Annotated in this window: 18 protein-coding genes and 1 tRNA gene; 10 read left to right on the forward strand and 9 right to left on the reverse strand. The window is 62.0% G+C overall.

The window, feature by feature from the left end:
• Positions 1–100: 100 nt before the first annotated feature.
• Genes HMPREF3056_RS13900 through HMPREF3056_RS03250 form a run of 3 tightly spaced genes read right to left on the reverse strand, consistent with a single transcriptional unit; the run spans position 101 to position 4,120 of the window.
• Positions 101–3,385 (reverse strand): alpha-(1->3)-arabinofuranosyltransferase domain-containing protein, encoded by a 3,285-nt coding sequence (locus HMPREF3056_RS13900; protein WP_070754087.1) that lies wholly within the window; start codon positions 3,383–3,385, stop codon positions 101–103.
• 2 nt (positions 3,386–3,387) lie between these two features.
• The gene (locus HMPREF3056_RS03245; protein ID WP_010188604.1) at positions 3,388–3,585 is read right to left on the reverse strand and encodes a DUF2613 domain-containing protein; all 198 of its coding nucleotides are present in this window, start codon (positions 3,583–3,585) and stop codon (positions 3,388–3,390) included.
• 31 nt (positions 3,586–3,616) lie between these two features.
• A complete protein-coding gene (locus HMPREF3056_RS03250) occupies positions 3,617–4,120 on the reverse strand; it encodes a universal stress protein (protein WP_070754088.1) in 504 nt (167 codons plus the stop codon).
• Between the two features lie 58 nt (positions 4,121–4,178).
• On the opposite strand from HMPREF3056_RS03250, the gene HMPREF3056_RS03255 reads away from it, so the two are divergent.
• The 7 genes from HMPREF3056_RS03255 (at position 4,179) to HMPREF3056_RS03280 (ending at position 16,404) form a co-directional block, all read left to right on the forward strand.
• Complete coding sequence (locus tag HMPREF3056_RS03255; protein WP_070754089.1) at positions 4,179–5,267, forward strand: glycoside hydrolase family 3 N-terminal domain-containing protein; 1,089 nt, start codon at positions 4,179–4,181, stop codon at positions 5,265–5,267.
• Between the two features lie 38 nt (positions 5,268–5,305).
• Positions 5,306–6,997 (forward strand): VanW family protein, encoded by a 1,692-nt coding sequence (locus HMPREF3056_RS03260; RefSeq protein WP_070754090.1) that lies wholly within the window; start codon positions 5,306–5,308, stop codon positions 6,995–6,997.
• A 3-nt stretch (positions 6,998–7,000) separates the two neighbouring features.
• Positions 7,001–8,785, forward strand: coding sequence for an ABC transporter ATP-binding protein (locus HMPREF3056_RS03265; protein ID WP_070510963.1), 1,785 nt, complete (start codon positions 7,001–7,003; stop codon positions 8,783–8,785).
• Positions 8,786–9,419: 634 nt separating this feature from the next.
• Positions 9,420–10,904 carry a SpaH/EbpB family LPXTG-anchored major pilin gene (locus tag HMPREF3056_RS03270; protein WP_070754091.1) on the forward strand — a complete coding sequence of 495 codons (1,485 nt, stop codon included), beginning with the start codon at positions 9,420–9,422 and terminating at the stop codon, positions 10,902–10,904.
• A 217-nt stretch (positions 10,905–11,121) separates the two neighbouring features.
• Entirely contained in the window at positions 11,122–12,006 is an 885-nt protein-coding gene (locus tag HMPREF3056_RS03275; protein WP_070754092.1) for a class C sortase, read from the forward strand.
• A 4-nt stretch (positions 12,007–12,010) separates the two neighbouring features.
• A complete protein-coding gene (locus HMPREF3056_RS12935; RefSeq protein ID WP_083317773.1) occupies positions 12,011–12,913 on the forward strand; it encodes a prealbumin-like fold domain-containing protein in 903 nt (300 codons plus the stop codon).
• Positions 12,913–16,404: a prealbumin-like fold domain-containing protein gene (locus HMPREF3056_RS03280; RefSeq protein ID WP_070754093.1), complete on the forward strand. Its 3,492-nt coding sequence runs from the start codon at positions 12,913–12,915 to the stop codon at positions 16,402–16,404. Before HMPREF3056_RS12935 ends, HMPREF3056_RS03280 begins: the two co-directional genes overlap by 1 nt.
• A 78-nt stretch (positions 16,405–16,482) precedes the next feature.
• On the opposite strand, the gene HMPREF3056_RS03285 is transcribed toward HMPREF3056_RS03280, so the two are convergent.
• Positions 16,483–17,412 carry a class C sortase gene (locus HMPREF3056_RS03285; RefSeq protein WP_070754094.1) on the reverse strand — a complete coding sequence of 310 codons (930 nt, stop codon included), beginning with the start codon at positions 17,410–17,412 and terminating at the stop codon, positions 16,483–16,485.
• A gap of 356 nt (positions 17,413–17,768) precedes the next feature.
• Positions 17,769–17,842, reverse strand: a tRNA-Gly gene (locus tag HMPREF3056_RS03295).
• Between the two features lie 87 nt (positions 17,843–17,929).
• On the opposite strand from HMPREF3056_RS03295, the gene dcd reads away from it, so the two are divergent.
• Entirely contained in the window at positions 17,930–18,502 is a 573-nt protein-coding gene (gene dcd, locus HMPREF3056_RS03300) for a dCTP deaminase (protein ID WP_046645898.1), read from the forward strand.
• A gap of 54 nt (positions 18,503–18,556) precedes the next feature.
• A complete protein-coding gene (locus tag HMPREF3056_RS03305; RefSeq protein ID WP_070754095.1) occupies positions 18,557–19,903 on the forward strand; it encodes a UDP-glucose dehydrogenase family protein in 1,347 nt (448 codons plus the stop codon).
• On the opposite strand, the gene HMPREF3056_RS03310 is transcribed toward HMPREF3056_RS03305, so the two are convergent.
• Entirely contained in the window at positions 19,833–21,059 is a 1,227-nt protein-coding gene (locus HMPREF3056_RS03310) for a YibE/F family protein (RefSeq protein ID WP_070754096.1), read from the reverse strand. The genes HMPREF3056_RS03305 and HMPREF3056_RS03310 overlap by 71 nt on opposite strands.
• Before the next feature lie 121 nt (positions 21,060–21,180).
• Between HMPREF3056_RS03310 and HMPREF3056_RS03315 the strand changes: the two genes are divergently transcribed.
• Positions 21,181–22,449 (forward strand): HNH endonuclease signature motif containing protein, encoded by a 1,269-nt coding sequence (locus HMPREF3056_RS03315; RefSeq protein ID WP_070682330.1) that lies wholly within the window; start codon positions 21,181–21,183, stop codon positions 22,447–22,449.
• A gap of 95 nt (positions 22,450–22,544) precedes the next feature.
• Here the strand turns inward: HMPREF3056_RS03315 and HMPREF3056_RS03320 are convergent, their stop codons facing one another.
• Genes HMPREF3056_RS03320 through HMPREF3056_RS03330 form a run of 3 tightly spaced genes read right to left on the reverse strand, consistent with a single transcriptional unit; the run spans position 22,545 to position 25,639 of the window.
• Entirely contained in the window at positions 22,545–23,768 is a 1,224-nt protein-coding gene (locus HMPREF3056_RS03320; RefSeq protein ID WP_070545845.1) for a pyridoxal phosphate-dependent aminotransferase, read from the reverse strand.
• Between the two features lie 10 nt (positions 23,769–23,778).
• The gene (locus HMPREF3056_RS03325) at positions 23,779–24,390 is read right to left on the reverse strand and encodes a DUF1707 SHOCT-like domain-containing protein (RefSeq protein WP_371326139.1); all 612 of its coding nucleotides are present in this window, start codon (positions 24,388–24,390) and stop codon (positions 23,779–23,781) included.
• 19 nt (positions 24,391–24,409) lie between these two features.
• Positions 24,410–25,639 (reverse strand): cation:proton antiporter, encoded by a 1,230-nt coding sequence (locus HMPREF3056_RS03330; protein ID WP_070517702.1) that lies wholly within the window; start codon positions 25,637–25,639, stop codon positions 24,410–24,412.
• Positions 25,640–25,642: the final 3 nt, after the last annotated feature.

Consider the following 25,642-nt stretch of genomic DNA (forward strand, 5'->3'; position numbering starts at 1 on the left):
AAACAAACCTTTTACATCGCCGCAGATGGTTTCCCTGCCCCCAAAGACACCTTTTGACTAGTACCTTTTGAGGGAAACCATCTGGGGCGGGGCCGGGTACTTAGGACGTGCGGCGGGGCGGGAGGCAGGCACACGTGATAGCCGCGACGCACAGCAGTTGCACGAGCAGCGAATCGCCGGCGTAGCCCTCCGCGGGCCAGGGGGCGCGGGCGAGCATCGCGCCCGCGGCCAAGGTGAGCGCGCCCGCTAAGTAGTCGGGGCGCAGCGTGGTCCAGCGGGTAACGCCCCACGCCGCGGCAGCGGCGGCCACACCGGGCAACCCCGCGACGAGTGTCATGGTTAAGACAATGAGCACGATAAGTAGGAGCGAAGCCGAGGGAGAAACACGGCCAGGGGAGAGCGTACGAGAAGCAACGGAAGTGGTGGAGCTGGCTGGGCTGGTCGAGGCTGCGTCGTGAGCTGCGTAAGACGCAGCCGCGACAAAGGTAGCGGAATGGCGGGGGCGACGGGCCATGACGAGCAGGCACAGTGCGGTGGTCAGCGCGGCGAGCGCGCCGCCGAGGCCGAGGCCCACGCGGTAGGCGCGGTCAGCCACGAAGGACATGTGGAAGGTCCCGCTAGCGCCGGCGGGGATGAGGAAGGCTTGCGTGTCGGCATCGATGGAGCGCGGTTCGAGGGCCTGCGGTTCCGAGCTGGAGGCCGGCGTTGAGTCCGGCGCTGAGTCTTGTGCCGAACCTGACGTCGAGACCGCGGCTGTGCTGCGGGAGCGCAGCTCGCCGCGCAGGCCCTCGTTGAAGGCGCGGCCGGTGATAAGGAGGCGGTCGTGGTCGGCGGGCTCGATGGGCTCGCCGGAAGCGAGCGGGGTATAGCCGGTGTCGGATGGGTCGGCAGCGGCGGCGGCCGGGTCCGCGGAGGAACCGGTTTTGTCCTCGGAAGCTGCACGCGAGGAGGCGGGGAGGGGATCGGGCAGGGAGGACGCGGTATCGGTCAGGGCCGCCCAGTCGCCGGTGGTGCGCAGGAGGTGCTGCCCGGCGGACAGATTGAGGGTGGAGTTGGGGGCGTGGGGGGAGCCGTCGATAAGCACTGTCTTCTCACCGGAGACCCGCACTGTCATGTCGCGCGGGGTAGTAAAGGAGCGGATGAGGATGTGCTCGTTGTCTTGCTGGAAGAGGAACTGCTCGGCATCGGGCGAGGTATCGGGCACGGTGATGAGGCGCCGCGGGGTGGGCTGGTCCACGATGGAGGCCTCCGCAATTCCGGTGCGGCGCTGCGGCTCGATGCGGATGGTGGAGGCCTTCGCGCCGGGTACGCGGATATCGCGGGCGCGGTAGGCCTCCATGGTGACCGTCACCTTGGAATCGCCGTTGTGGATGGTCACCTCAGTCGTGCCGGTGGTCATCAGCCGCAGCGTGGGCGAGGTCCACGTGGAATCGGAGTGCAGCTCTAACCAGCCGGAATCGCCGGGCGCTGGCCACCACGCGGTGGAGTTCTCACCGTCAACGGCCGCGGTGAGAGAGCGCGCCGGGTTCGCCCCGCCGAAGGAAGAGGCATCCGCGGAAGACGAGGACGCGGTGACGCGACCATCGTGCTCCACCACTTGGGTCAGAGGGCCGGCGGAGGGGTAATCGCGCAGGCGATTGCGCACCGTCGATGGGTCGCTAGGGGCCAACGGTGCGGAGACCGGGCCGGTGAGCGTGCCATAGTTGCGGTCGCGCAAGGTGGGTGTGTCGGTCACGATGTCGGCGTTGGCGGAGACGAGTTCATGGGGACCGGAGAGGAGCGCGAGCGATTCCCCACCGCCCGCCACGCGCGGCGGATCCGCAGGAGCCAGGTTCATGGAGAGGCCGCGGTCGAAGACAACGACGTCGACCTCCCCGAAGGTGTGGACCTCGCCCGGAATATGGGTTGCAGAACCAGAAATCAGGTCGTGGCGCACCGCGACGGCCCCGATACCGAGGCGCTGCAACACATAAGGCGCGGACGCGGGATCACGGGAAATCTGTGCCATCGCACCGTCCAGGCCACGGATAGCCTCGGGCGGGATGAGGGGAACGGCGTCGCGGACGGCCCAGGGGACGTCGAGAAGCGGCTGCGCCGGCTCGTCACGCGTCCAGCCCCAGTCCTGCCGCGCAAAGGAGGCCGGGGGGTAGATGAGCACGCGCGTATCCAGCGAGTTCATGAAAGAGGCGGCTTCGTGCCAATAGGCGGGAACCTCCTCGTAGGCGCCCTTCGGCAGCAGCCGGCCTGCCCAGGCGGGGGCGGTCGCGCCCACCACCACGAGGCACACCACAAGGCCCGCTGCTTCACGACGCCCCGGGGACAACGTCCGCGGCAACCTCACCCGGGCGGCAATCGCGGCCACGCCGAGCAGCAGCGGGAGGCGCACCAGCGGGTCGAACTTGTGCACGTTGCGCAGCGCGGCCAGCGGGCCGTCGAGCGCGTCGAGGTACCAGGCGGCATGCGTGCCCAGTACGGCCACGCCCACGAGCAACATCGCAGACCAGAGGCGCGGCAGGCGGGACAGGCCCACCAGGCCTAAGGTGGCAACGCTCACGGTGACGAGCACGAAGACCGGCTCGGTGGCCAGCTCATTGCCGGCGACGCGCTCGGTATCCACAAAGGGCGCCCAGCTGGTGGTGCCGCGCAGAATTTCCGCCAGGTTGAGCCAGCGTGTGGTCACGCCAGCGGACTCGATGAATTCCGTAAAGGGCGGGGCATAGCGGCCCAGGATAAGCAGCGGGGTAATCCACCACGCGGATACCGCCGCGCACCCAGCGAGCCAGGCCAGGCCGGCCTTGCCCGCGCGCCGCCACAGCAGAATCACACCCGCCGGCAGGCAGGCCGCTAGCGTGGCCGTGGCGTTGACCGCGCCCATGCAGGCCACCGCCACCACCGAGGGCGCGGCGTCCCGCCAGCCCAACCGGCCCTGTCGCAGGAAGGGAAGCAGCACCCAGGGGGCGAGCATGACCGGCCAGGTCTCCGAGGAAATCGCGCCCAGCGTAGTCAGCGTGCGCGGGGAGAGCGCATAGAGGAGGCTGCCCATCAGTGCGGCATAGCCCGGCGCGGCGGGAAGCACCGTGCGGGCCAAGCGGAAGAAGCCCAGAAAGCCCACCGCTAAGACCAGGAACCACCAGGCGCGCTGCGCTATCCAATCCGGCAGCGGGTCCGCCAGCAAGAAGAACAAGCCCTGCGGGAAGAGGTAGCCATAGGCCTGGTTCTGCAACTGGCCTAGCGTGAAAGTATCGGTATAAGCATGCAGCGCGCCGCGCAAAAAATGCCCCGGGTTGGCCACCAGATCGTGCTTGGTATCAGCAGCGGTCAGCCCCCACGGCTGCAGAAGAACCACGAGGGCTAAAAAGAAAAGCCCCCCGATGCGTGCGCGCACGCTTACTCGCGGGAGCCGTACTCCGGCCCGCCCATCACGGCGTCGGAGGCCTTGACGGAGTTATCGTTCGGCACGGCATCTGCCTGCGAGAATTGGGCAATGCCCAGGATGGTCACGACTCCCAACGCCACGCCGACGACCGCGCTGCCCAGGGCCGGACCCAGGGTGCGCTTGTTGAGGGAATCGCTGTCGAATGCCATGGCGCCAGATTCTAGCAGCTAAAAGCTGCCTTTAGGAGTCGCTTTCTTCCGCGTCGTCCTCATCATCGTTCTCCGGCGGCACGATGAAGACCGGCAGGCCCGCATTGCGCACGATGTACTCCGCCGTGGAATTGGTCCACAGCGAGCGGAAGCCGGTGAGCGCGCGGGTACCGGTGACGATGACGTCGATGTCGAGTTCTTGGGCGGCGTCGACAATCGCGCTCTGAATCGTCGTCACGGATTCCACCAGGTGGGCATGGCCCCGCAGCCCCAAGGTCTCCGCCTTGGCGATGCCCTGGCGGCAGATGGCGAGGGCCTCTTCATAGGCCGGGTCATCCTCCACGCTGTCCGGTGAGACCGTGGATTGGTGCAGCCCGGTGCGGCTGACCGCGCGGGCGGCCTGGCGTGCGGACGGCTCCCAGGCGGTGAGGATTTCGACGTCGGTGGGGCGCAGGAGCCGCGCGGCGTACTCGAGGGCGCGGTCGGCGCGGTCGGAGCCGTCATAGGCAATGAGCATGGTCTCTCCGTTATTCATGTGGCCATCCTAACAACCAGGTGTTGCCCGTGCGGGTGCTTCAGGCACACTGGTGGGCATGAGAAAAGCAATGCCTGCCCTCCTGTTGAGTGCTAGCTGTGCGCTGAGCGCGTGTAGCGAGGAATCCGTGCTTTCCGACGCCCCGCCGAGCGAAACCCGCGCCGCGCCCACTAGTGCCGCGTCGGGCGATGTGGCGCCGACTAGTGCCGCGTCGGGAGACGCGGCACCACCGGATGTCGCGCCGGAAGACGTCCGCGCCCGCGCCGCCGCCAAGCTCATGCCGCCGGCGCTGAACTACGAGGATGCCCGGGCGAAGCTGGAAGCCGGCGTGGGCGGGCTTTTTATCCCCAGCTGGGCAGATCCTGAGCTACTCAGCGATGGCCCGCGAGGAGTAAACGCTTTGCGCGAGGAGATGGGCCGTGACTTTGAAGTTTCCATCGATTTCGAGGGTGGGCGCGTGCAGCGCTTCTCCGAAATCTTGGGCGACTATCCCTCCCCGCAGGCCATGGCGGAAGGCCATAGCCCGGACGAGGTCGAGGCCCTGGCTACGGAGATCGGGCACAGCCTGCGCGCCCACGGCGTGACGGTGGACTTCGCCCCGGTGCTCGACGTGGATGGGGGAGACTTGGAGGTCGTCGGCGACCGCGCCTTCTCCACCGACCCACAGGCCGCCGGCGAGTATGGCGCGGCCTTTGCCCGCGGGCTGCAGGCCGCCGGCGTGAAGGCCGTGTTCAAACACTTTCCTGGCCACGGGCGCGCCTCCGGGGACACGCACCTGGGTGAGGCCGTCACCCCGCCCCTGGAAGAACTACATGGACACGAGTTTGTGCCCTTTCACACGGCAATTCCGCAAGCCCCTGAGGCGGCGCTCATGATGGGCCACCTCGTGGTGCCTGGGTTGGGGGACGAACCCGCCTCCCTCAACCCGCGGGCCTACCAGCTGGCCCGCGAGGAGCTGGGCTTCGAAGGCACGATTTACACCGATGACCTGGGTGGAATGGCCTCCATCTCGGAGAATTTCAGCGTGCCGGAGGCCGTCGCCGCAGCCCTCGCCGCCGGGGCCGATATGCCGCTGTGGTCCACCGATGAGGACATCAACGCGGTCATCGACGCGGCCGTGGAAGTCGTGGCCCAGCAGGAGGGGTAACTAGTAAAAACTAGCTGGCAGGCGTTAATCTCGTACACGTGAAAAAGGCAATCGGACATAGGCAGCAGCGACGCAAGGGGCTTCATGTCACCCTTGGCGTGCTCGTCGGCCTCCTACTCATCGCCGGCATCGCCTATGCGTGGGATGTGATGGCCAACCAGCACAAGGTTCCGCGCGCGACGTCGGTCGGCGGCGTGGACATCTCCCGTATGGAGCGCACCGCTGCGGTGGAGAAGCTGGAGCAGGAACTCGGGGATGTCGCGGCCCAGCCCGTGGATATCCGCGCCGGGGAGAAAAGCTCGCAGCTTATCCCCCAGGACTCCGGCCTGAGCCTGAACTATCAGAAGGCCGTCGATGGCATTCCTGATGCCTCCCTGAACCCCTTCTCGCGCCTGTACAGCTTCATCAAGCCCACCCAGGAGATCCCTGTCGCCGTGGACGTCGATGAGGGCCAGCTTTCCGGGGAGCTCGAGCGCGTTGGCAACGATCTGAAGATCGAGCCGGAGGACGGAAACCTGGAGCTTATCGACGGCTCCCTCAAAGAGACCAAACCCAAGCTCGGCCAGGCGGTGGAAGAGGGAGAGTTGCACGAGGGCGTCGTTAAGCACTGGCTCGACCCCGAGGGCGTAGACGTCGATCCGATGGTGGTGGAGCCACAGATTAATGATGCGGCGATTGAGGCCATGCGCACCGGGGATGCCGCCCGTGCGCTGGATAACCCGCTCACGCTCAAGGGCGAGAATAACACCGCCGGTACGCTGCGCAAACCGGAGATTTCCCAGTTCGTATCCATCGCCGCAGAAGATGGCGAGCTGCGTCTCAAGGTGGATAAAGACCGCGCGCGCGAGCTCTTCCAAGAGCGCATGCAAGGCTCCGAGGTGCCCGGCACCAACGCCAAAATTTCCTTCAGCGGCAACGACAAGCAGATCACGCCCTCGGTGGATGGCTCCATCATCGACTGGGAGAAGACCCTCGAGGGCTTCGAGGACCGTGTGAGCAGCGAGGACGACCGCGAGTGGGACGCCGACTACAAGCCGGACCCCGCGGACTTCACCACGGAGATGGCGGAGAAGGCCACCTTCGATGAGACCGTGTCCGAGTTCTCCACCGGCGGCTTTTCCGGGGCCTCCGGCACCAATATCCGCCTGGTGGCCCAGGAGGTCAACGGTGCCGTGGTCAACCCGGGTGAGACCTTCTCCCTCAACGGCTACACCGGCCCGCGCGGTACCGCGCAGGGCTATGTGGAATCCGGCATCATCATCGACGGCCACGCGGGCAAGGCCGTGGGCGGCGGCATCTCTCAGTTCGCCACCACCTTGTACAACGCGGCCTACTTCGCCGGCATGGAGGACGTGGCACACACCCCGCACTCCTATTACATTTCGCGCTACCCGGCTGGCCGCGAGGCCACCGTGTACGAAGGCGCAATTGACCTGCAGTTTAAGAACACCTCCAACCACCCGGTGCGCATCGAAACCAGCTTTGGTGACGAGATCACCGTGCGCTTCAAGGGCGTGAAGACGGTTGAGGTCGAGTCCATCAACAACGGCCGCTGGGCCAAGACCGAGCCGCAGCGCAAGTCGGTGAGCGAGGACTGCTCGCCGTCGTCTGGCACGCCGGGCTTCACCACCTCGGATACCCGCGTGATCAAGGACCTCTCCGGCAAGGAAATCTCCCGGGAGACCACCACCACGGTCTATGACCCGCAGCCCATCGTTACCTGCGGTTAAGCCATGACCCGGCCGATGCACACCGCGGTGAAGGACCCGGCGGACGTCGATCAGCTGGCCCAGCACCCAGTGAAGTTTGGTCGCGTCGCCGGCCTTTTCGCAGCCCACCGCGGCACGCTGCTTGTGGTGGTAGCGCTCATCATCGCGACGTCTGGGCTGACGGTGGTGCAGCCTTTCTTGGTGCGCCGCACCGTGGACGAGGCCATTCCCAACCACGACACCGCACTGCTGTTGTGGCTGGTGGGCGGCATGCTGGCCATCACCGTGGTCTCTCAGGCCATCGGCGTTATCCAGTCCTTTTTATCCGCGCGGGTGGGGCACACCATCATGCACGAGCTGCGCACGCAGGTCTTTGCCAACCTGCAGCGCCAGTCGCTGCAGTTCTTTACCAATAACCGCGGCGGTGAGATTCAGTCGCGCCTGACCAATGACATCGCGGCGATGCGCGGCATGGTGACCACAACCGCGACATCCGTGGCCAGCAACCTCACCATGACTGTGGCTACGTTGGTGGCGATGGTGGCGCTTTCGCCTACCCTCTCGCTTTTGTCCCTGGTGGTACTGCCACCCGCCGTGTGGCTCACCCGCCGCGCCGCCGTGCTGCGCCGCAGCCTTATGGAGAAAAACAGCCGCGCGCAGGCGACGCTGCAGCAGACCATTTCGGAGAACCTGTCCGTGTCCGGCATGCGCCTGGCGGCCACGCTGGGTGCGCAGGAGCGCGTCTATGACGGCTTTGAGAAAACCTCCCGCTCCCTCATCCGTTTGGAGCTGGAATCGCAGTTGGCCGGGCGCTGGCGCATGGCGCTGACGCAAATCATCTTCGGCGTGATGCCGGCCCTGATTTACCTGGCGGCCGGCTTGCGCCCGGGCATTACGATTGGCACGCTCATCGCCTTTTCCACCCTGCAGACCCAGATCTTCCGTCCCATTACCGGCCTGCTCAACGTGGGCGCGCAGTGGGTAGCGTCGATGGCGCTGTTCAGCCGCATCTTCGAGTACCTGGACTTGGAGCCCGAACTCACGGAGACCACCCAGCCCGCCCAGCTTGCCGACGCCTCCCTCACCCTCCACAACGTCTCCTACCGCTACCCCGGCACCGACACCGACGCGCTTTCCGACGTCTCCCTTTCCATCCCCGCCCACACCACCACCGCGCTAGTGGGGCATACCGGGTCCGGCAAGTCCACGGTGGCCGCACTTTTTGCGCGCCTTGCCGATCCGACCGAAGGCACCGTGCACCTGGGCGGGGTCGACCTGCGCGATATTCCACCTGAGCAGCGCGCGGAGGTCATTGGCGTGGTCTCCCAGGAGACCTACCTGATTCACGGCACGGTGCGGGAGAACCTCCTCTTCGCGCAGCCGAATGCGAGTGAGGAACAGATGTGGGCGGCGCTTAACGCCGCGCGCGTGGACGAGGTCATCGCCGCGCTGCCGGAAGGTCTGGACACAGTGGTGGGCTCGCGCGGCTACCGCTTCTCCGGCGGTGAGCAGCAGCGCCTTTCGCTTGCCCGCACGTTGCTGCGCCAACCACGGGTGCTCATCTTGGATGAGGCCACCTCCGCCCTCGACAACGAGACGGAGCGCGCCATCCAGGAGGCAGTGCTTGGCGCGGATGCTACCCGCTTGGTCATCGCCCACCGCCTGTCCACTATCCGCGATGCCGACCAGATCATCGTCCTCGACGCCGGCCGCGTGGCCGAGCGCGGCACCCACGCTGAGCTGCTGGCCCGCGACGGCGCTTATGCGGCGCTCCTTCGTGCCGCGAAAACTACTGGTGATCGTTCTTAGAGAGCCCCGCCAAGAAACCTAGGGATGTTAGCTTTCTATCTGGAGTTTGTTAAAGACCGAGAAAATATATGGCTTCGGGATTGTCCTGAGGTACCTTCTTGCCGCGCCCCAGTGGTTGCCCATGAAGATTCACGTCTACCTGGCGATATTGACAGTGTTAATGGTTGTGCTGGTGGTTGCATGGCGCTCTTGGTAAGCGTTTCGCAGTGAGATAGTTGCCACCAATGTGCCTGGGCAAGGCTGCTAGAGCCCCCGTAAGGGGGCGGTGAGGTCGATATCACTCAAAGTGGAATGGCAGCTACCAATACCGCAGTTTAACTGCGAATATAATTATTATCTGCGCGGGGGGGGGCGATTACTTGAGAGGGCTAGCTGGTTTTATGGGAAGCGGGCATTTGTTCGATATCGCATTTCTTCTTCTAGGTATAGGGTCTAGCTATGTAATCCACAGGCTACCGTTACTTAGGCTAGGGGCCCGGGTAGGTGCCTTACCTTCTTGGGAACGTCGCTCTATGTGGGTGAAAGATTCTTAGCGATGGGCCGGGCCATGGTGTGTAAACCGTGGGGAGTGGATTGCGTACAGCTGATGAGGCGCGGTGTCTCATTACACAACTCATGTAAAGGACCTGTTTCCGTGAACAAGATCTCTCGTACCGCTCGTTCGGTTACTTTCGCTGCCGTCGTTGGCCTCTCTATGGGTATCTCCGCTCCGGGGGCCCTGGCGCAAGACGGTGCTGTCGATGCACAGCCTGCTGCTGAGCAGGGCGCCGTGAACAAGGCAAACATCAATTTCAACCAAAAGGGCTCTATCACCCTCTTCAAGAAGAAGGGTGCTGAGTCTGGTACTGCGGCTACCGGTAAGGAAATGGCAGGCGTTCCGGGTGAGGCTCTGTCTGGCGTGACCTACAAGATCACCAAGCTCGATTACGACCTGCAGAAGGATGATTGGGCGGCGTTCCCGAAGTCGGCTGCTGACGTCAAGGACGACAAGAAGACTGCGGAAACCAAGAAAGAAACCACCGGCATTGATGGCAAGGCAGCTTTCACTGATCTGCCTTTGGGCATCTACTTGGTAGAGGAAACTAACGCTCCGGACGGCATCGTTGCCGGTGCTCCGTTCATCGTGTCGGTGCCGATGGTTAACGAGGCATCGGATGCCTGGAACTACGACGTCATCGCGTACCCGAAGAACACGGAAACCAAGACCGAGAAGACTGTCAAGGATGCAGATCAGAACATCCAGGACGCGTACACCTACACCATCAACGCGGATGCTCCGACCTGGGGTGCGGGTAAGAGCCTGACCGCCTTCCGCTTCGAGGATCAGCTGGACCAGCGTTTGGACTTCCAGAAGGTCACCGAGGTCAAGGCTGGAGAGACCGCTCTGGGTGCCGGTGACTACGAGGTCAACAATCCGGCTGAGAACGGAAACAAGCTCGTCGTTAAGCTGACCGACCAGGGCCTTGCCAAGGTTAAGTCCGGTGACAAGATGTCTCTGACCTTCGAGGTCAAGCGCAAGGAAGTGGGCGACACCACTGAGCTGAAGAACCAGGCTGACGTCATCTTCAACAACCCGAACACCGGCAACGAGGTCAAGAAAAAGACCAATGAGGTCGTGACCTACCACGGCAAGCTGAAGGTTGTGAAGAAGGACGGCAAGGAGGACGGTAAGGTCCTGGAAGGCGCTGTGTTTGAGCTCTATCAGTGCACCTCGGCCTCCGAGCTGGGTTCCAAGATCAAGATTGGTAACGCAGAGAATTGGACCACCGGCGCTGACGGTACCTTCACCATCGATGGCCTGCACGTCACCGACTTCGAGGACAACAAGGAAGCACCGGCTACCAAGAAGTTCTGCCTGAAGGAGACCAAGGCTCCGGCCGGCTACGCGCTGCCGGAGAAAGACGTTACTGAGATTGACTTCACCCGCGACAAGATCGCGGAGATTGGTGAACTGAACGGTGACGACAAGATTACCCTCGTGTCCGAGATCGACAACATTAAGCAGGACACCCCGAACCTGCCGATGACCGGTGGCGCCGGTGTGGGCATCCTGGCTGCTATTGGCGCAGCGATTGTTGCTGCTGGTGCTTGGTTCGCTCGTCGTACCGCGCGCAACTAATAGCCGGGCATAGTTCCGGTGGCGCAGACTGTCCATGATGGTCTGCGCTGCGGGTCGGGTAATCAAAATATGGTGCTCGACCCAGTGAGGGGACTGGGCTAGGCGTAGATTCCGGTCCCTATCTTTATCTTTCGTTGTAATCCCGGTCGCGCTGCGCTAGCGCGTGGGGCATTGTTTTGGGTGGTGCGGGTCGTTGACTTCGGTGGTAGGCCAGGAAATGGGCCGGCGGCACAGGCGCCGTGGAGGCTTAGCTCTTCCGGCGGTAATCGTTGTCGTCGGGTTGTTGGTGATGCTGTACCCAGTGGTCTCGACCGCCTGGAACAACTGGAATGCCTCACGGGTGGCGCAAGAGTATGCGCGACTGGACAAAGAGACACCGGCGCAGGTGCAGGACTCCGTATGGGATGCTGCGCATGCGTACAACGAGGAGCAGACTTCGGGTCCGATCTTGGATCCGTGGCTGAACCGTATCGGTGTGGATAATCCCGATTATGAGGCTTACCTGGAACAGTTGGGTGAGACCGAAGCGATGGCTCGCCTCGTGTTTCCAGCAATAGACGTCGATCTGCCGGTGTTTCATGGCACCGCGGATAAGACACTGCAGCGTGGACTAGGACATTTATATGGCTCTGATTTGCCGGTAGGCGGACCAGGAACTCATTCCGTCATCACGGGGCATACGGGCCTGGCGAATTCAACTATGTTTGATCACCTCGACTCTGCCACCGAGGGAGATGTGTTCTACATCCAGGTTGCTGGCCACAAATTGAAGTACGTCGTCGACAGCATTCAAGTGGTTCTGCCGAGTGAAGTTGATGGCCTACGGCCAGTCGCCGATCAGGACTACGTCACGCTGATTACGTGCACTCCGTACGGGATCAACACGCATCGCTTGCTGGTGCGTGGCCATCAGGTTCCTATGGAGCCTGGGGAAGAGTCGGTGTTTGAAAACTCCCATGGTCCGGGCTGGCAATGGTGGATGTACGCGCTGTTGGCTGCGGTGATTGTCATTGGGTGTTGGCTGGTGTGGTGGCTGCGTCGCCAGAAGGCGGCTACCGGGGTGCAAGAAGTTATTAATAAGGAAAGTAGCGTGCGGGAGTAAGGCGATGAAGAGGTTGACAAATGCATGGTCGGCCCGAGTGGTTGCCGTCGGAGTAGCGTGTGCGGTTGCGTTCGCAGGGCCGGGCGTGGTTGCTGCAGAAGCGGTGCAGGTTGCCGGGCAGCAGTCCACTGGTGCGGAACGCACTTCGGCTACGGATACAGTGACAATCCGGCTGACACAAGGCAATCCCAACGACGATGGCCAGGCGCCCTCGGGAAAAATCCAAGGTGTCACAATTCATCTGGACCGGCTTGCCGGCTTGGACCCGACCAACGCTGACGACGCAGCCCGCGTACGGAACGCGAATCTCGACGAGGTTCGTGATTGGCGCACCGATGTGCACGTGGATCTGGTCACCAATGCCAATGGCGAGGTGACGTTCGATGGTCTAGCTCATGGCTTCTATGTGGTGACGTCTACAGCGCCGGATGATTCCTACCGAGAGATAAACCCGTTTGTGGTGGCGGTTCCATTCCACGCGGTGGTAGATAACCCGAAACCAGTACCAGGAGTGATTGTGGCCAAGACCCACAAACCGGGTGAAACGCCGACGCCGCCGACGACCCCCACGGCCCCGACAACCCCGAATACTCCATCGACAACCTCGACTACTCCGCGGACAACGCCAAAGTTTCCGCCGGTGTTCCCTCCGTTGATTCCCCCGGTACCACCGACGAAACTAGGAGAGACACCGCACGAGCCTGGGACAACGCCACCTAACAACCCGGAATCTGGTACAAACACAACTTCAGATTCCCCGAACCGTTCGCAAGGGGATGGTGGCTCATTGGCAATGACCGGCGCAGAAGTACTCGGGGTGGTGGCCGCAGCGCTGGCGTTGATTGCCACTGGATTTGTGATGATTGCCTCTAGCCGCAGGAAGAATTCAGAAAGCGAGGGACGCTAATGTCCTGGACAGATACTCACCCGGCCGAGCCGGTAGTGTACCGCTGGCGCGTCTTAGCGGCGTTCATTGCGGCGCTGGCCCTCATTTTTAGCATTGCTGTACCGGCTGCTCTGCCCGGCATCATTGGTGCTGTCGCCGAAGCACAAACCACGGCCCTGCGCACCGAGCTCGATTCTGCAGACCAGCTGAGCCTGACTTCTGGCGACTCCGCAACATTTGAAGGCCACTTTGTTGACGCCGGAACCGTGGAGGAGTTGGAGTTCACTGTTGAGACTACAGGACTGGAGTTCGAAGGCACGGCCTACACACTGACTATCGACGGCGAGGCGATCCCCGTCCGCGAAGGAGACAACCTCGTTGTAAAATCGACCAGCTCTTCAGTTACTTTCCGAATCACTGGCCTTTCTACTGACGTGCCAGCGGGAGCAGCTTTCTCATTGAAGATCCCAGCGGTCGTAGAGGATTCCGAAGTGAGTGGGATGGCCGTCGATGCGCGTGGCGTAGCCGAGGAGACTACCAGCACATCTTCAACGGAATCCAGCGAAACCTCAGAAGCTCCTTCGGAAGTGACTGAGCCGCTGGAAATTGCTGACGTAGACGAGGCTCCAGCTCGCCTGATGGCAGCACCGAACATTACCCCGTACGCTGCAGGCGACCGCACCATCACGATGAAAAACGATGGTTACGTGCTTAAGGGAAGCCGCTATATCCCGAACTTTAAGATTCCGTCCGGTGAGCTTTTTGGCGGCCAGCTGTCCATTCCGCAAGGCACGGTGGTTACCCTCAAATCCAGCGTTAACAGTTATTTATCGACTAACCCTGATGACCTGACGATCTATTACACCGGTGCCAACGGAGGTTGGTATGAGGCGAAGGTGACCTACAAAAGGATTAGCGCCAAGGAATACCAAGTCATCCTGCCGCAGATTACTATTGGTGGCACCGCACAGATTCAGTTTAAGGGTGTTCACCGCGGGCCAGACAATACAGTGTTTACAGCTTCCTTCACTGTTCCTGCGAAAGAAGAGTGCCAAGATCCGGTTACAAGCAGGCAGCCAAAGCGCGAGCTCACCCCAGCTGAATTTGCTGACGGTAGCCCTGTCTACGTTGTGACCAGTGAGCCTGCAGGCCGGACCCGCGATACCTCTGTCCTGCGCCGGCAGATCGACCAGGGCCGCGATTACCGGCAAGTAGGCGAGAAGACCCCATGGGTTTATAACTCTCTAGCATTCAATTCGAGCGACAACTGGCTCTACGCGGTGAGCCAGATTCGCGGCGAAAATGGTGATCCTTGCTACCCAGCAGGACATCTCCTGCAGATTAATCCGGCGACCGGTGTGGTACATAACCTTGGGCCTATCCTTACGTCCGGAAGCACCGGTACCCCTTTCGAAACGAGCAGCGACCGGGATCTGCTTAACGCGGGCGTGTATACCAGCGAGGGTTTCTTCGTGGCTAACACGTCTACCTCTGGTACTCGGCGCCTTTATAGAATCGATGTCGATAATGTCACTGCTAAACGCGTGTTCGGAAACCAGCAGTCTTTTTCGGAGGACTGGGCGGTGCTCCCTCAAGCCCAGAAGTACATGTGGGGCTTCCAGAGTAGATCTCAGGCCGGCGACAAGCTGATTCTTGAACGCATCGATACTCAGACCGGGGCAGTCAAGACCTGGGATCTCACGGGAATCAAGACTTTGGACGGGCGCACTATCTCCAACCCCTCCGCCTCGTGGGGCAAGGCATGGACCTATTCCAATGGAAACCTAGGGTTTGGATCGGGTAGTTCGGCTGCGAATCAGCTGGGTTTTGAGCTAAAAATCAGTAACCCGGACTCCGAAAGTCCGACGTTCGAGTTGGTCAACATAATGAACAACCTGCCTGCTTCATTTAACACGGATGCTGCTTCCGATCTGGTGCCGCCGCCGCCAGCGCTGCAATCCAACATTGCAGTGAAGAAGCAACGCTCCGAGACCAAGGCGGTAAACGGCGAGGTCCGTACTTTCTGGACCATTTCGGTGGAAAACACCACAGCTAACGCCAGCTCGGGAGGCACGTTCTGGGAGTACCTACCAACGGATACTCACTATGGGGTGAATGCTTCCGGTCCCACTGCTAAGTTCGAAGGCTTTGGGCCTGGATCCACACTCGTCAACGGGCGTAATCCAGGGCCTAACGAGATTGGCCCGGGGGCCGGTATTTATGCAGGCATGACTGTCCCGTCCGGAGCGGACGGTGAGTCCCGATACATGAAGGGCTATGTTGGTACACTTCCAGGACACGCGAAGGTAGAGTATGTCGTCTCTGCGCCGGTGCGAACGGATAAATACGGCAACCTCAAGACGGTGTGTAGCCCGAACAAAGTGGCTTTCCAAGCCACTGATGGTGAGGCCGGTAGCGACAACGTTGCTACTGAAGCCTGCTTCAGCAAGGTTGCTGTCGACAGTGCACCGCAACCTGTTCCTGGTGCGGCGAATGAATATACCGCGAAGTACAACGTCGTAGTAGCCGCCCCGGATGCTCTCGGCTTCGACACCAATGAGGTGATCTACGGAAAGCTGACGGATACCCCGAAGTTCGTTGGTGCCGCCACGGTTACTGGGGCCACTGTGGTCTTCAAGGACGAGTTCAACAAGACCAGCCAGCCGCAGTCGTACCAGGGGGCCGGTCCGTATGAACTCAACAAGAACGACACTCCAAAGATCATTAAGCCCAAGGGCGTCAATGGAAGCTCCGGGCAGCACGTCTACGAGGTGACGGTGCGCTTCAAGCTGGATCGAACCAAATTGAATAGCACATCCGTCCCTGCCGGGTACCCGAGTCAGCCTGCCGGTAACTCCCGCTGCTACACCAAGGATGGCCTACATGAACCCAACTTTGGCCTCATGAACGAGGCAGAGATGGGCGGTTGGAAAGACACCTCTTGTATCCCGCTGGAGACCAAGCAGATGGATGTCCTGCTTGAAAAGGTGAGCTATGATCCAGCCGCGCCGGACAAGATTCAAACCGACGAGTTGCTCGACGGCGCGCAGTTCACCGTCCACCGTGGTGACGCTGACGGCAACTTGAAGCTCAACGCGGATGGCAGCGTCAACGTTGATGCTAACCCCGTGGTGAAGCAGTCCACGACCACCACCACAGGCCGCGTCAAGCTCGAAGGCTTGGATGCCCCTGGCGTGTACTACCTCATCGAGACCAAGGCGCCGGACGGCTATAACCTGCTGCCCGCGCCGATCAAGTTCTCGACGGAGTGGGATCAGAATGGCAATGCAGTCATCAAGGTTCTCTCCGGAGGCACAGCGATCACCAGTAATAGGTGCGCTGAGTCCGACACTGCTGCCAATTGCGTAAAGAAGGTCGGCATCCTTCAGGTCGCCGACATCACCAAGGGTGCACTGCCCAAGACCGGTGGTGAGGGCGTAGGCCTGTGGGCGCTCGCTGGTGCCGCTATTGTCGCGGCAGGGTGCCTCGCTTTGCGACGCCGCTGGGTATAGAACCACCGCTTGCGGCTACTTTTAGAAAAGGCCCGCTCTTCCAGGGAAGGGCGGGCCTTATTGCATGTTCATTGGCGGTTAGGAGTCTTGCGGGTCGTCGTCAAGCGCGGTGTCCTTGGCGTTGCTGACATATTTGCGCCACCAGTAGATGAGCAGAAGCACGATGATGGCAGTGGCAGCCAGGATGGCCCACATCCACCACTGCCAGTGAACACCCGAGCTGTTGAACGCGGCCTCGTCTTCCGGATCCATCGGCACTCGGTGGCCTGCGACGAGCAAGCGGTGGGTATTAACACCGTAGGGGGTGCAGGTAATGAGCGTAACGAGGTCCTGGCCTGGCTCACGGTGGAGCAAGCTGGTGTCCGCAGGCTCGACGACCCGAATATCGTGTACCTCGTATTTGAGCTTCTCGCCGCCGGCGGCGATGTAGAAAGCATCGCCCTTCTTGACCTTGGTGAGGTTGTCCCACAGCGTGGCATTTTGTAGGCCTGTGTGGGCGGAAAGTGCTGCGTGCCGGCCCTCGCCGTCGCCTATTCCGCCGACGGGTAGGTCCGTGCCGTAGAGGTGGCCCGCACCGCGGGAGAGTGCCTTCTCCGACGTGCCGTGATAAATAGGCAGATCAGAATCGATGGAAGGGATGACGATGCGGCCCATGGCATCGGTCTCAGACAATACCGACAGGTACTGGCGGTATCGCTGGTACTCGGGGGAGTCTTCGTCATCGGTGGTGGTCCAAGCGTCGTCGATGCTGATCTGGCCCAGCTGTGCGTTGTAGGACTGCGCCTCGTCCCACGCTGTGTGCAGAACCTCAGGCGGGGCTTGCTTCTCCAGCTTGGCGTATTCCTCCGCGGCGCGGGACTGGTTGTGGTTGTTCCATTGCGTGGCTACGACGGGGTAGAGCAGGACGCCAAGGCCGACGAGAATCAGGATCAACGCGATGATGGCGTTGTGGTTGGTGCCTTTTTTCTTGGGTGCGTCGGTGATTCCCGCTGGTTCGTTCTTGCCCATTGTGTCCTGCCTGTGTGGAGTCTGTTGCCGCGCACCCTTGAGTTGACGTGGGGCGCTTGAAGAGATTTTTAGAAGCTCAGACTAGGGAAGGTGCAGTCCTGAGAGAAACCATATCTGTTCCTAGTCGCCGATAACGAAACACAGAGCTTCATACTGATTCAGAATGGCCTCATCGATAGTTAGGATTTGATCTATCGCACGAAGTTCGCGGAGTTCATCGATTGTGCGGGGCGCAAGATCTTGAAGTATATGCTCACGCTCAGAGCGAAGCTCCGCTGTGGTTTTCGGCGTGAAGATAGGGGCTGTCATGGTCCATCCTGCAGGTATGAAATTAGTCCATGAGCTGGAAAGATAAGTGGAGCCGACGACGGGAATCGAACCCGCGCCAGCAGCTTGGGAAGCTGCAGTTCTACCATTAAACTACGTCGGCGCAATGCAGATTGTGCATCGTCGTAAAGCTTAGCACCGCCGCCGCCCGAGGCCATAAAAGGCCCAGTGGGGAGGTAGACTATGAGCCGTGCTTCTTTCTGATCGTGATATCCGTGCCGCCATCGCCGCTGATGCTCCAGAGCGTTTGAGCATCGAGCCTTTCGACGCCGAGATGGTCCAGCCTTCCTCCATCGATGTGCGCTTGGACAAGTTCTTCCGCGTGTTCAATAACTCGCGCTACACGCATATCGACCCCAAGCAGGAGATGCCGGACCTCACCAGCGAGGTGGAGGTGGCTGAGGGCGATGCCTTCGTCCTGCACCCCGGCGAATTCGTGCTGGGCGCCACGCTGGAGAAGTTCACTTTGCCGGCCAACCTGGCAGGCCGCCTGGAGGGCAAGTCTTCCCTGGGGCGACTGGGCCTGCTAACGCACTCCACGGCGGGCTTCATCGATCCGGGCTTCTCCGGGCACATCACGCTCGAGCTGTCTAACACCGCGAACCTGCCCATTTCTTTGTGGCCGGGGATGAAGGTGGGCCAGCTGGCGATCTTTAAGATGTCCTCGCCGGCGGAGGCGCCGTATGGTTCCGGCGCTCTGGGCTCGAAGTACCAGGGCCAGCGCGGGCCAACACCGTCGAAGTCCTATCTGAACTTCCGCTAAACATTCTGCACCTCGTCGGGCAAGCAGGCACAGGAGCGCCTAAAATAGCCGGTTATGCGTATGACTGTTATTGGTACCGGCTACCTAGGTGCGACACACGCCGCCTGTATGGCGGAGCTCGGCCACGAGGTACTCGGTGTAGATGTTGATGAAAACAAGATTGAAGCTCTCAAGAACGGCCGCGTGCCGTTCTACGAGCCTGGCCTGCCGGAGGTACTCGAGCGCAACATCGAGACCGGCCGCCTAGATTTTTCCACCAGCTATGATGACGCCGCGGAGTTCGCCAACGTGCACTTCCTCGGCGTCGGCACCCCGCAGGCCCACGGCTCCTACGCTGCGGATCTCACCTACGTGGAGTCCGTCATCACGGAGCTCGTGCCGCGTCTCAAGGGCGAGCACATCATCTTCGGCAAATCCACCGTCCCGGTAGGCACCGCGGCGCGGTTGCAGGAGATGGCCGATGAACTGGCCCCAGAGGGCACCAGCGTGGAGATTGCCTGGAACCCGGAGTTCTTGCGTGAGGGCTACGCCGTCAAGGACACCATCACCCCGGACCGCATCGTCCTCGGCGTCGGCGAGGCAGGGCTCGCCGACGGTGTAAGTAACGTCGAAGAAGCCGCCCGCGAGGTCTATGCCCAGCCGCTGGCACAGAACACCCCGTTCATCGTGACCGACTTGCAGACCGCAGAGCTGGTCAAGGTCTCAGCCAACGCCTTCCTGGCCACCAAGATTTCCTTCATCAACGCCGTGTCTGAAATCTGCGAGATTGCTGGTGCGGACGTGGTCAAGCTTGCCGACGCCATCGGCTACGACGAGCGCATCGGCCGCAAGTTCCTCGGTGCGGGCTTGGGCTTCGGCGGCGGCTGCCTGCCCAAGGACATCCGCGCCTTCATGGCACGCGCCGGCGAGCTGGGTGCCGACCAGGCCCTGACCTTCCTCCGCGAGGTCGACGCCATCAACATGCGCCGCCGCGACCGCGTCGTGGACCTGGCCAAGCAGGCTTTCGACGGCTCCCTCCTCGGCCACCGCGTTACTGTGCTGGGTTGCGCTTTCAAGCCCAACTCCGATGACGTCCGCGATTCGCCAGCGCTCTCCGTGGCCGGTTCGCTCTCCCTGGCGGGAGCCGCCGTGACGGTCTATGACCCGCAAGGTATGGAGAACGCCAAGAAGGTGTTCCCGACGCTGAACTACGCGGCGTCGGCAAGCGCGGCACTCAAGGACACCGAGCTGGTCATCCTCGCCACCGAGTGGCAGGAATTCCGCGACCTCGACCCGGCTGGGGCCGGCGAGCTCGTGGCCCGCCGCCACATCATCGATGGGCGCAACGTGCTCAGCGTCGATGCTTGGCGCGAGGCCGGCTGGACCGTCGAGGCGCTTGGTCGCGTCCTTCCGGTACAGTAAACGCCGCAATCGCGGTGGTCAGCGGCACCGCCAGGGTCAGCGCCATCGCGCCCAGCAAGGAACGCAGAACCTCTGTGGCGACGAGGTCACTGGAGAGGATCTGCAGGGCTGGGCGCTGCGCCGCCGTGATGAGCATGAGCAGCGGCAGAGCCGCGCCGGTATAGGTCAGCACGATGGTGTACACCATGGAGGCGATATGGTCGCGGCCCACCTTCATGGCTGACATGAAAAGCGCGCCGGGCCCGGCTGTGGGGTCGGCGGCGTTGAGCTCGCGCACGGTGGAGGCCTGCGCCACCGCGATATCGTTGAGGCTGCCTAATGCGCCCACAATGAACCCACACAGCAGCACTCCCACGACGGAAACCCCCGGCATGTAGAGCAGCAGCTTGAGGTTATCCTCCGAGCTGGAACCCGTCAGTGCCGTGCTGCTTATCGACGCCCACCCCAACGCCCCCGACAACGCCAGCGCCACCAATGCTCCTCCCAGGGCGGAGGCGGATTTCCAGTTCACGCCGTGCACGAGAGGAACGGCGAGGAAAAGGATGGCCGCGCAGGTAACGAGCGCCAGCGGCAGCGCCGAATGGCCCTCGATGAGGGAGGGGATGAGGTAAAAGAACACAATGGCCAAACTGATACCTAGGCCCAGCAGCGCGCGCAGCCCATGCCAGGCGGCGAAGGCGATGATGATGACGGCGGCGATAATCGCCCATAAGCCAAGGTTGCCGGTGCGCTGGAAATCGGCGAAGGCATAGGTGCCGTCGCTGGATACTGTCAGAATTACCTCGTCACCGGGGTGGAGGGTCGGGTCACTGGCCACGCCATAGAATACGAGCTGCGTCTTGCGGCCTGCGTCAGCGCCGGAGGTTAAGTCAATGAGGGCGCGGGTGCAGGAGGTGTCGTCGCCCTCGGCGGGGATGAGCGGGGCCTCATCGAAGGCGCGGCCCGTGTGGGGATCGGAGCACAGGTGGTTATCCACGGTCTCCACGGTGCCTTCGACTTGTGGATGATTGAGGGCGTAGGTGGTGGAAAAGTCCGGGCTGGTGTGCTCAGTGAGCGCGCTGGTGGGGCGGAGGATGAACAGTCCCGCGAGGGTTGCGAGGGCCGTGATGGCAAGAAGTCCAAGGAGCCCCGTGCGCCACGGGCTGAGATTAGTCATGCCTACTATTGTGAATGAGTTTCATAATAAAGAAAAGTATTGCTGACGCGATCAACAAGTTATCCACAGGCTGGCGGCGGCGCCGTTGTGCGGTGCGGGTGGGGCGTTTAGCGTTGCTGGCATGAACCTTGTGGAAGCGCATCTTCGCAGCCAGGCGGCGGGCATCGAGCTCGTCGCCGGCGTTGCGGGGCTCAGCTTCGAGCAGCTTCGGGTGTGGGGTCCGGAGTCTGCGGCACGCTCTCTGCTGGCGCTTTTCGACGTCTACTTTGCCTCCACCTCCTTCACCCGCAAACAGGCGCGTGCCGTTTCGGCCGCCCGTGCCAATGGGCACGACCTGCCCACGCTGTTGCTCATTGAGCGCTTCGCAGGAAGGCTGAAGAAACAGCACCAGGCGTGGGATCTGCGCATTGAGCTGTGCGGAATCGCTGGCGATGAGAAGGCCGTGGCCCGCTATGCGCGCAAGCGCATTCGCGAGCTCAGCCCGCCGCCCGCGCCGAAGCCGGGAGTGACAATTCGCCGGGGAAAGGAGCTATCCAAGCTCACGCTCACGGCTCCGGCTGCACTCATCGAGGACCTGCGGCCCAATATCGATGAGGAGGATCCTGTGGGTTCCTTCACGGCCGCGTTTCGCGAGGGCCGCCTCGCCCGCCCCGTTGCCCAGACCCTCGCCGTCATGGAGCTTCCCGAGTACGCCACAATCTTGGGACGCTTGGGCGACCCGTCCACCCCGCGCCCCGATTCCGCGGATCCTGCTTCCGCCGCTCCAATAGCCCCAAATTCTCCTTCGGACCAGCCCACTATCAGTAGCTGCGCCGACGAGTCTCAGGACAACGCAGCCCCAGACCTCGGGGATATAGTGATTCAGCTATCCAACGGCGCCAAGATCACGGGCAAAGAGCTCATCGAGCGCGAGCTCGCCGAAGAAGGCCTCGTCATGATTGTTGACCGCGTCAAAGGCCCCGTGGAACTCCACCGCACCCAGCGCGTCGCCTCGGAGAAGCAGCGCATCATGGCCTGCGGTGAGCAACCCACCTGCGCCTGGGATCGCTGCCTGTGCGGCGCCGATTATTCCCAGATACACCACATCACAGAATGGAGACACGGCGGCGAAACGAACCCCGAGAACCTCACTCCGCTGTGCAAATACCACAACGCCATCAACGGCTTGCCGGGTCGCGGCCGCATTGTGCGCGAAAACGGCAAGATTAAATGGGTACCGGCCGGCCCCCGCGATCCGCGGGAACCGGCCCACCCGCATCGCGCGCCGCGCGCCCAGCGCATCCGCGAACACGAGACAGCCGGCACGGGCCATGGATTCGCCCCTCCCCGCAAACCCGCCACGCCGCCGACACGTTCCGAGCCGGGAAGCCCCGCTCCGCCCGACCGCTAGTGCTTGAGGCAAGGGGGCGCGCACGCTTTTGAACCGAGCGCGCCTCTTTGCTCCTGCCCGATTGTGGGAAGCCTAGTTGTCAGTAGTGTGCAGTGCTACTGGCGGTAGCTCACCAGGAAGTTGCCGAGCCGCTCAATCGCGTTCTCCAGCTGCGAAGCCCACGGCAGCGTGACCACGCGGAAGTGATCCGGCGTAGGCCAGTTGAAGCCGGTGCCCTGCACCATGAGGATCTTCTCGGCGCGCAGGATGTCGAGCATGAGCTTCGCGTCATCGTGAATCTCATACACCTCCGGGTCCAGGCGCGGGAAGCAATACAGCGCGCCCATCGGCTTCGTTACGGACACGCCCGGAATCTCATTGAGCTTCTCGTAGGCAATGTTGCGCTGCTTGAGCAAGCGCCCGCCCTCACCGGTGAGCTCATAAATCGACTGCCGCCCACCAAGCGCGACCTGAATTGCGTGCTGCGCCGGCACATTCGGGCATAGGCGCGTGCCCGCCAGCAAATCCAGACCCTCAATGAAACCGCGGGCATGGGACTTCGGGCCCGTCAGCACCATCCAACCGGCGCGGTAGCCGGCCACGCGGTAGGCCTTGGACAAGCCATTAAACGTGATCGTCAGCAAATCCGGGGCCAGCGAGGCAATCGAAATGTGCTTCGCACCGTCGTAGAGAATGCGGTCATAAATCTCATCGGCCAGAATCAGCAGGTTATACTCGCGCGCTACATCCACGATTTTCTGCAGGGTCTCACGCGAGTACACGGCACCCGTCGGGTTATTCGGATTAATGACCACGATGGCCTTGGTCTTCTCCGTTACTTTCGCGCGAATATCTTCAATGGACGGATTCCAATCATCCTCCTCATCACACAGATAGTGCACGGGTGTGCCACCCGCCAGCGACGTCGCCGCCGTCCACAGCGGGTAGTCAGGAGCGGGGATGAGAACCTCGTCGCCGTCGTCAAGCAGCGCCTGCGTCACCATCGAGATCAGCTCGGAGACGCCGTTGCCCAGGTACACGTCATTGACGTCGAAGCTGGGGAAATCCTCCAGCTCATAGCGGGTCACAATTGCGCGCCGCGCCGGGATAATACCCTTCGACGTGGAGTAGCCCTGGGAGGTCGGCAGCGCCGCAATCATGTCGCGCATGATGACATCCGGCGCATCGAAACCAAACACCGCTGGGTTGCCGGTGTTGAGCTTCAGAATGTTGTGCCCGTCGAGCTCCATGCGCTCGGCTTCCGTGGAAACCTCGCCGCGAATATCGTAGGCAACGCCCTGTAGTTTGGTGGATTGATCAAAAATCCGGTTGTGAGTCATGCCGGATATGTTACTTCTGGTTCCACTGTTCCAGCTTGCGTTTGGCCAGATTCATCGCATCCCCAGTAATTTCACTTGCTTGGCGACGCCTCTCCGCCCACTGCGCCTGCTCCAACGCCCGCATCTGTGCGCGTTCTTCAGCGCCCGCGGCCTTGAGCTCGCGCATGCGCTGGCGCTCAATCTGCCGCGCGGAGGGCTGGTGCCAGGACTCGGGGCCCACCTTGGCCACGTACAGCATGATCCACAACGCGGGGATGAGGAAAAGCAGGCCGGTGCCGGTGAGTGCGGCGGTGGCCCCGGACAGGGTGGCGAAGGATGCGATCGCTCCGAACAGTAGCCCGAGGGAGCCAACCAATGCGGTGGCCAAGCGGGGTTTCCGGGTTGACTGGTAGGCGCGCGCGACGTCGCCCTGGGAGTAAATCTTCAGCTCGCTGCTGGCCTTGGTGGGGATATCCATGAAGACTTCTGCCAGCTCGCGGCGGGTAGTGGCGCGCATGACGGCGTCGGTGCGGTCCTCAAACTCATCCATGGTCAGGCGGCCTTCACCCAAGGCCTGGGCGAGGTCGTTGACGGCGTCGGTCCGTTCGGCGTCGGAAAGCCGCATGCTGAAGGGATTAGTCACGCCCTATATTCTAGCAGCCCTATTCTTCCGCCTTGGCGGGCTCTTTTCCGCGCACGAGGCTGGAGAGGAACGGGAAGATTGCAACGGTGAGTGCGCCGCCGGCGATGAAGATGGAGGCCATTTCACTATCGACGATGCCCGAACCCACCGCAAGCGTCATCACCGCCACGATGATGGGCAGGCCGGTCGCCGCGTAAAGGGCCACCTGGATGCGCTCGCGGGTGGTTTCGACGTCGGAGCCGGTCTGGTGGATGTTCTCGCGCAGGAACACCGGCAGGCCGCGGGTGACCAAGATGAGCAGCGGAATGCCGAGGACCTTGAGGGGTTCGTCCACGATGACTTTCCAGTCAATCGCCATGCCAGAGACCACGAAGAAGACGGGGATGAGCATGGAATAAAAAACGACGTCGAGGCGGTTCTCCAAGCCCTTATGGAACTCATCGGGAATGATGCGGTTGAGGATGATGCCCGTCGCGAAGGCGCCTAGGACAATGTCGAGTTCGAATACCGCCGTCACCGCCATGAGGATGGCCAGCATCAGGATGATGAGGCGCATGATGGTCTGATTGGTGGAGCCCGCCCCGGAGATGAAAGCGTCCTTGAACCACGGCATGAGGGTAGTAATGGCGAAGGGCATGACGGCGACGGCCACGGCAATGCCGATGAAGGCGAGAAGAATCAGCATCGTTGTCCACGTGGAGCGTGTTCCCAGCAGGAGTGCCATCGCGGTAATGGGCGCGACCTCACCGATTGCGCCGTGGATAACCACGGAATCGCCTACTCGCGTGCCCAGGAGCTTGTCCTGTTTGAGCATCGGCGTGATGGTGCCCAGGGCGGTGGAGGTCAAAGCGATGGCCATGACGATGGCGCCGGGGATGTCGTCCATGAGGAAATAGGCGCCGACGCCACACGCCACCACGCAGAGGAGCCACGTGGATAACCCTGTGGCGGCTTCCTTCGATTTCAGGGCGGCGAGGTCAATTTCGAAACCTGCAAGCAGGAAAAGCGCACCAACGCCAAGCTCCTTGAGCATCCCGATGCCGGGGTCCTCGTGGGCCAGGCCCAACATCGACGGGCCGATGAGCATGCCGAAGAAAATAAGCAGCGCCACGGCCGGCATCTTCTTGCCAAGCGCATGGGACACCAACGGCGCCAGCAGCGCCACCGCCATAATCCATGCGAAGGACACCAGCGAGTCGGTGTAATTATTTTCGCCCGAGGCGAGGACGTAGGTCACGTCAGATTGCATGGA

Origin of the sequence: Corynebacterium sp. HMSC056F09, from assembly GCF_001815785.1 — a bacterium.
Lineage (GTDB): Bacteria > Actinomycetota > Actinomycetes > Mycobacteriales > Mycobacteriaceae > Corynebacterium > Corynebacterium hiratae.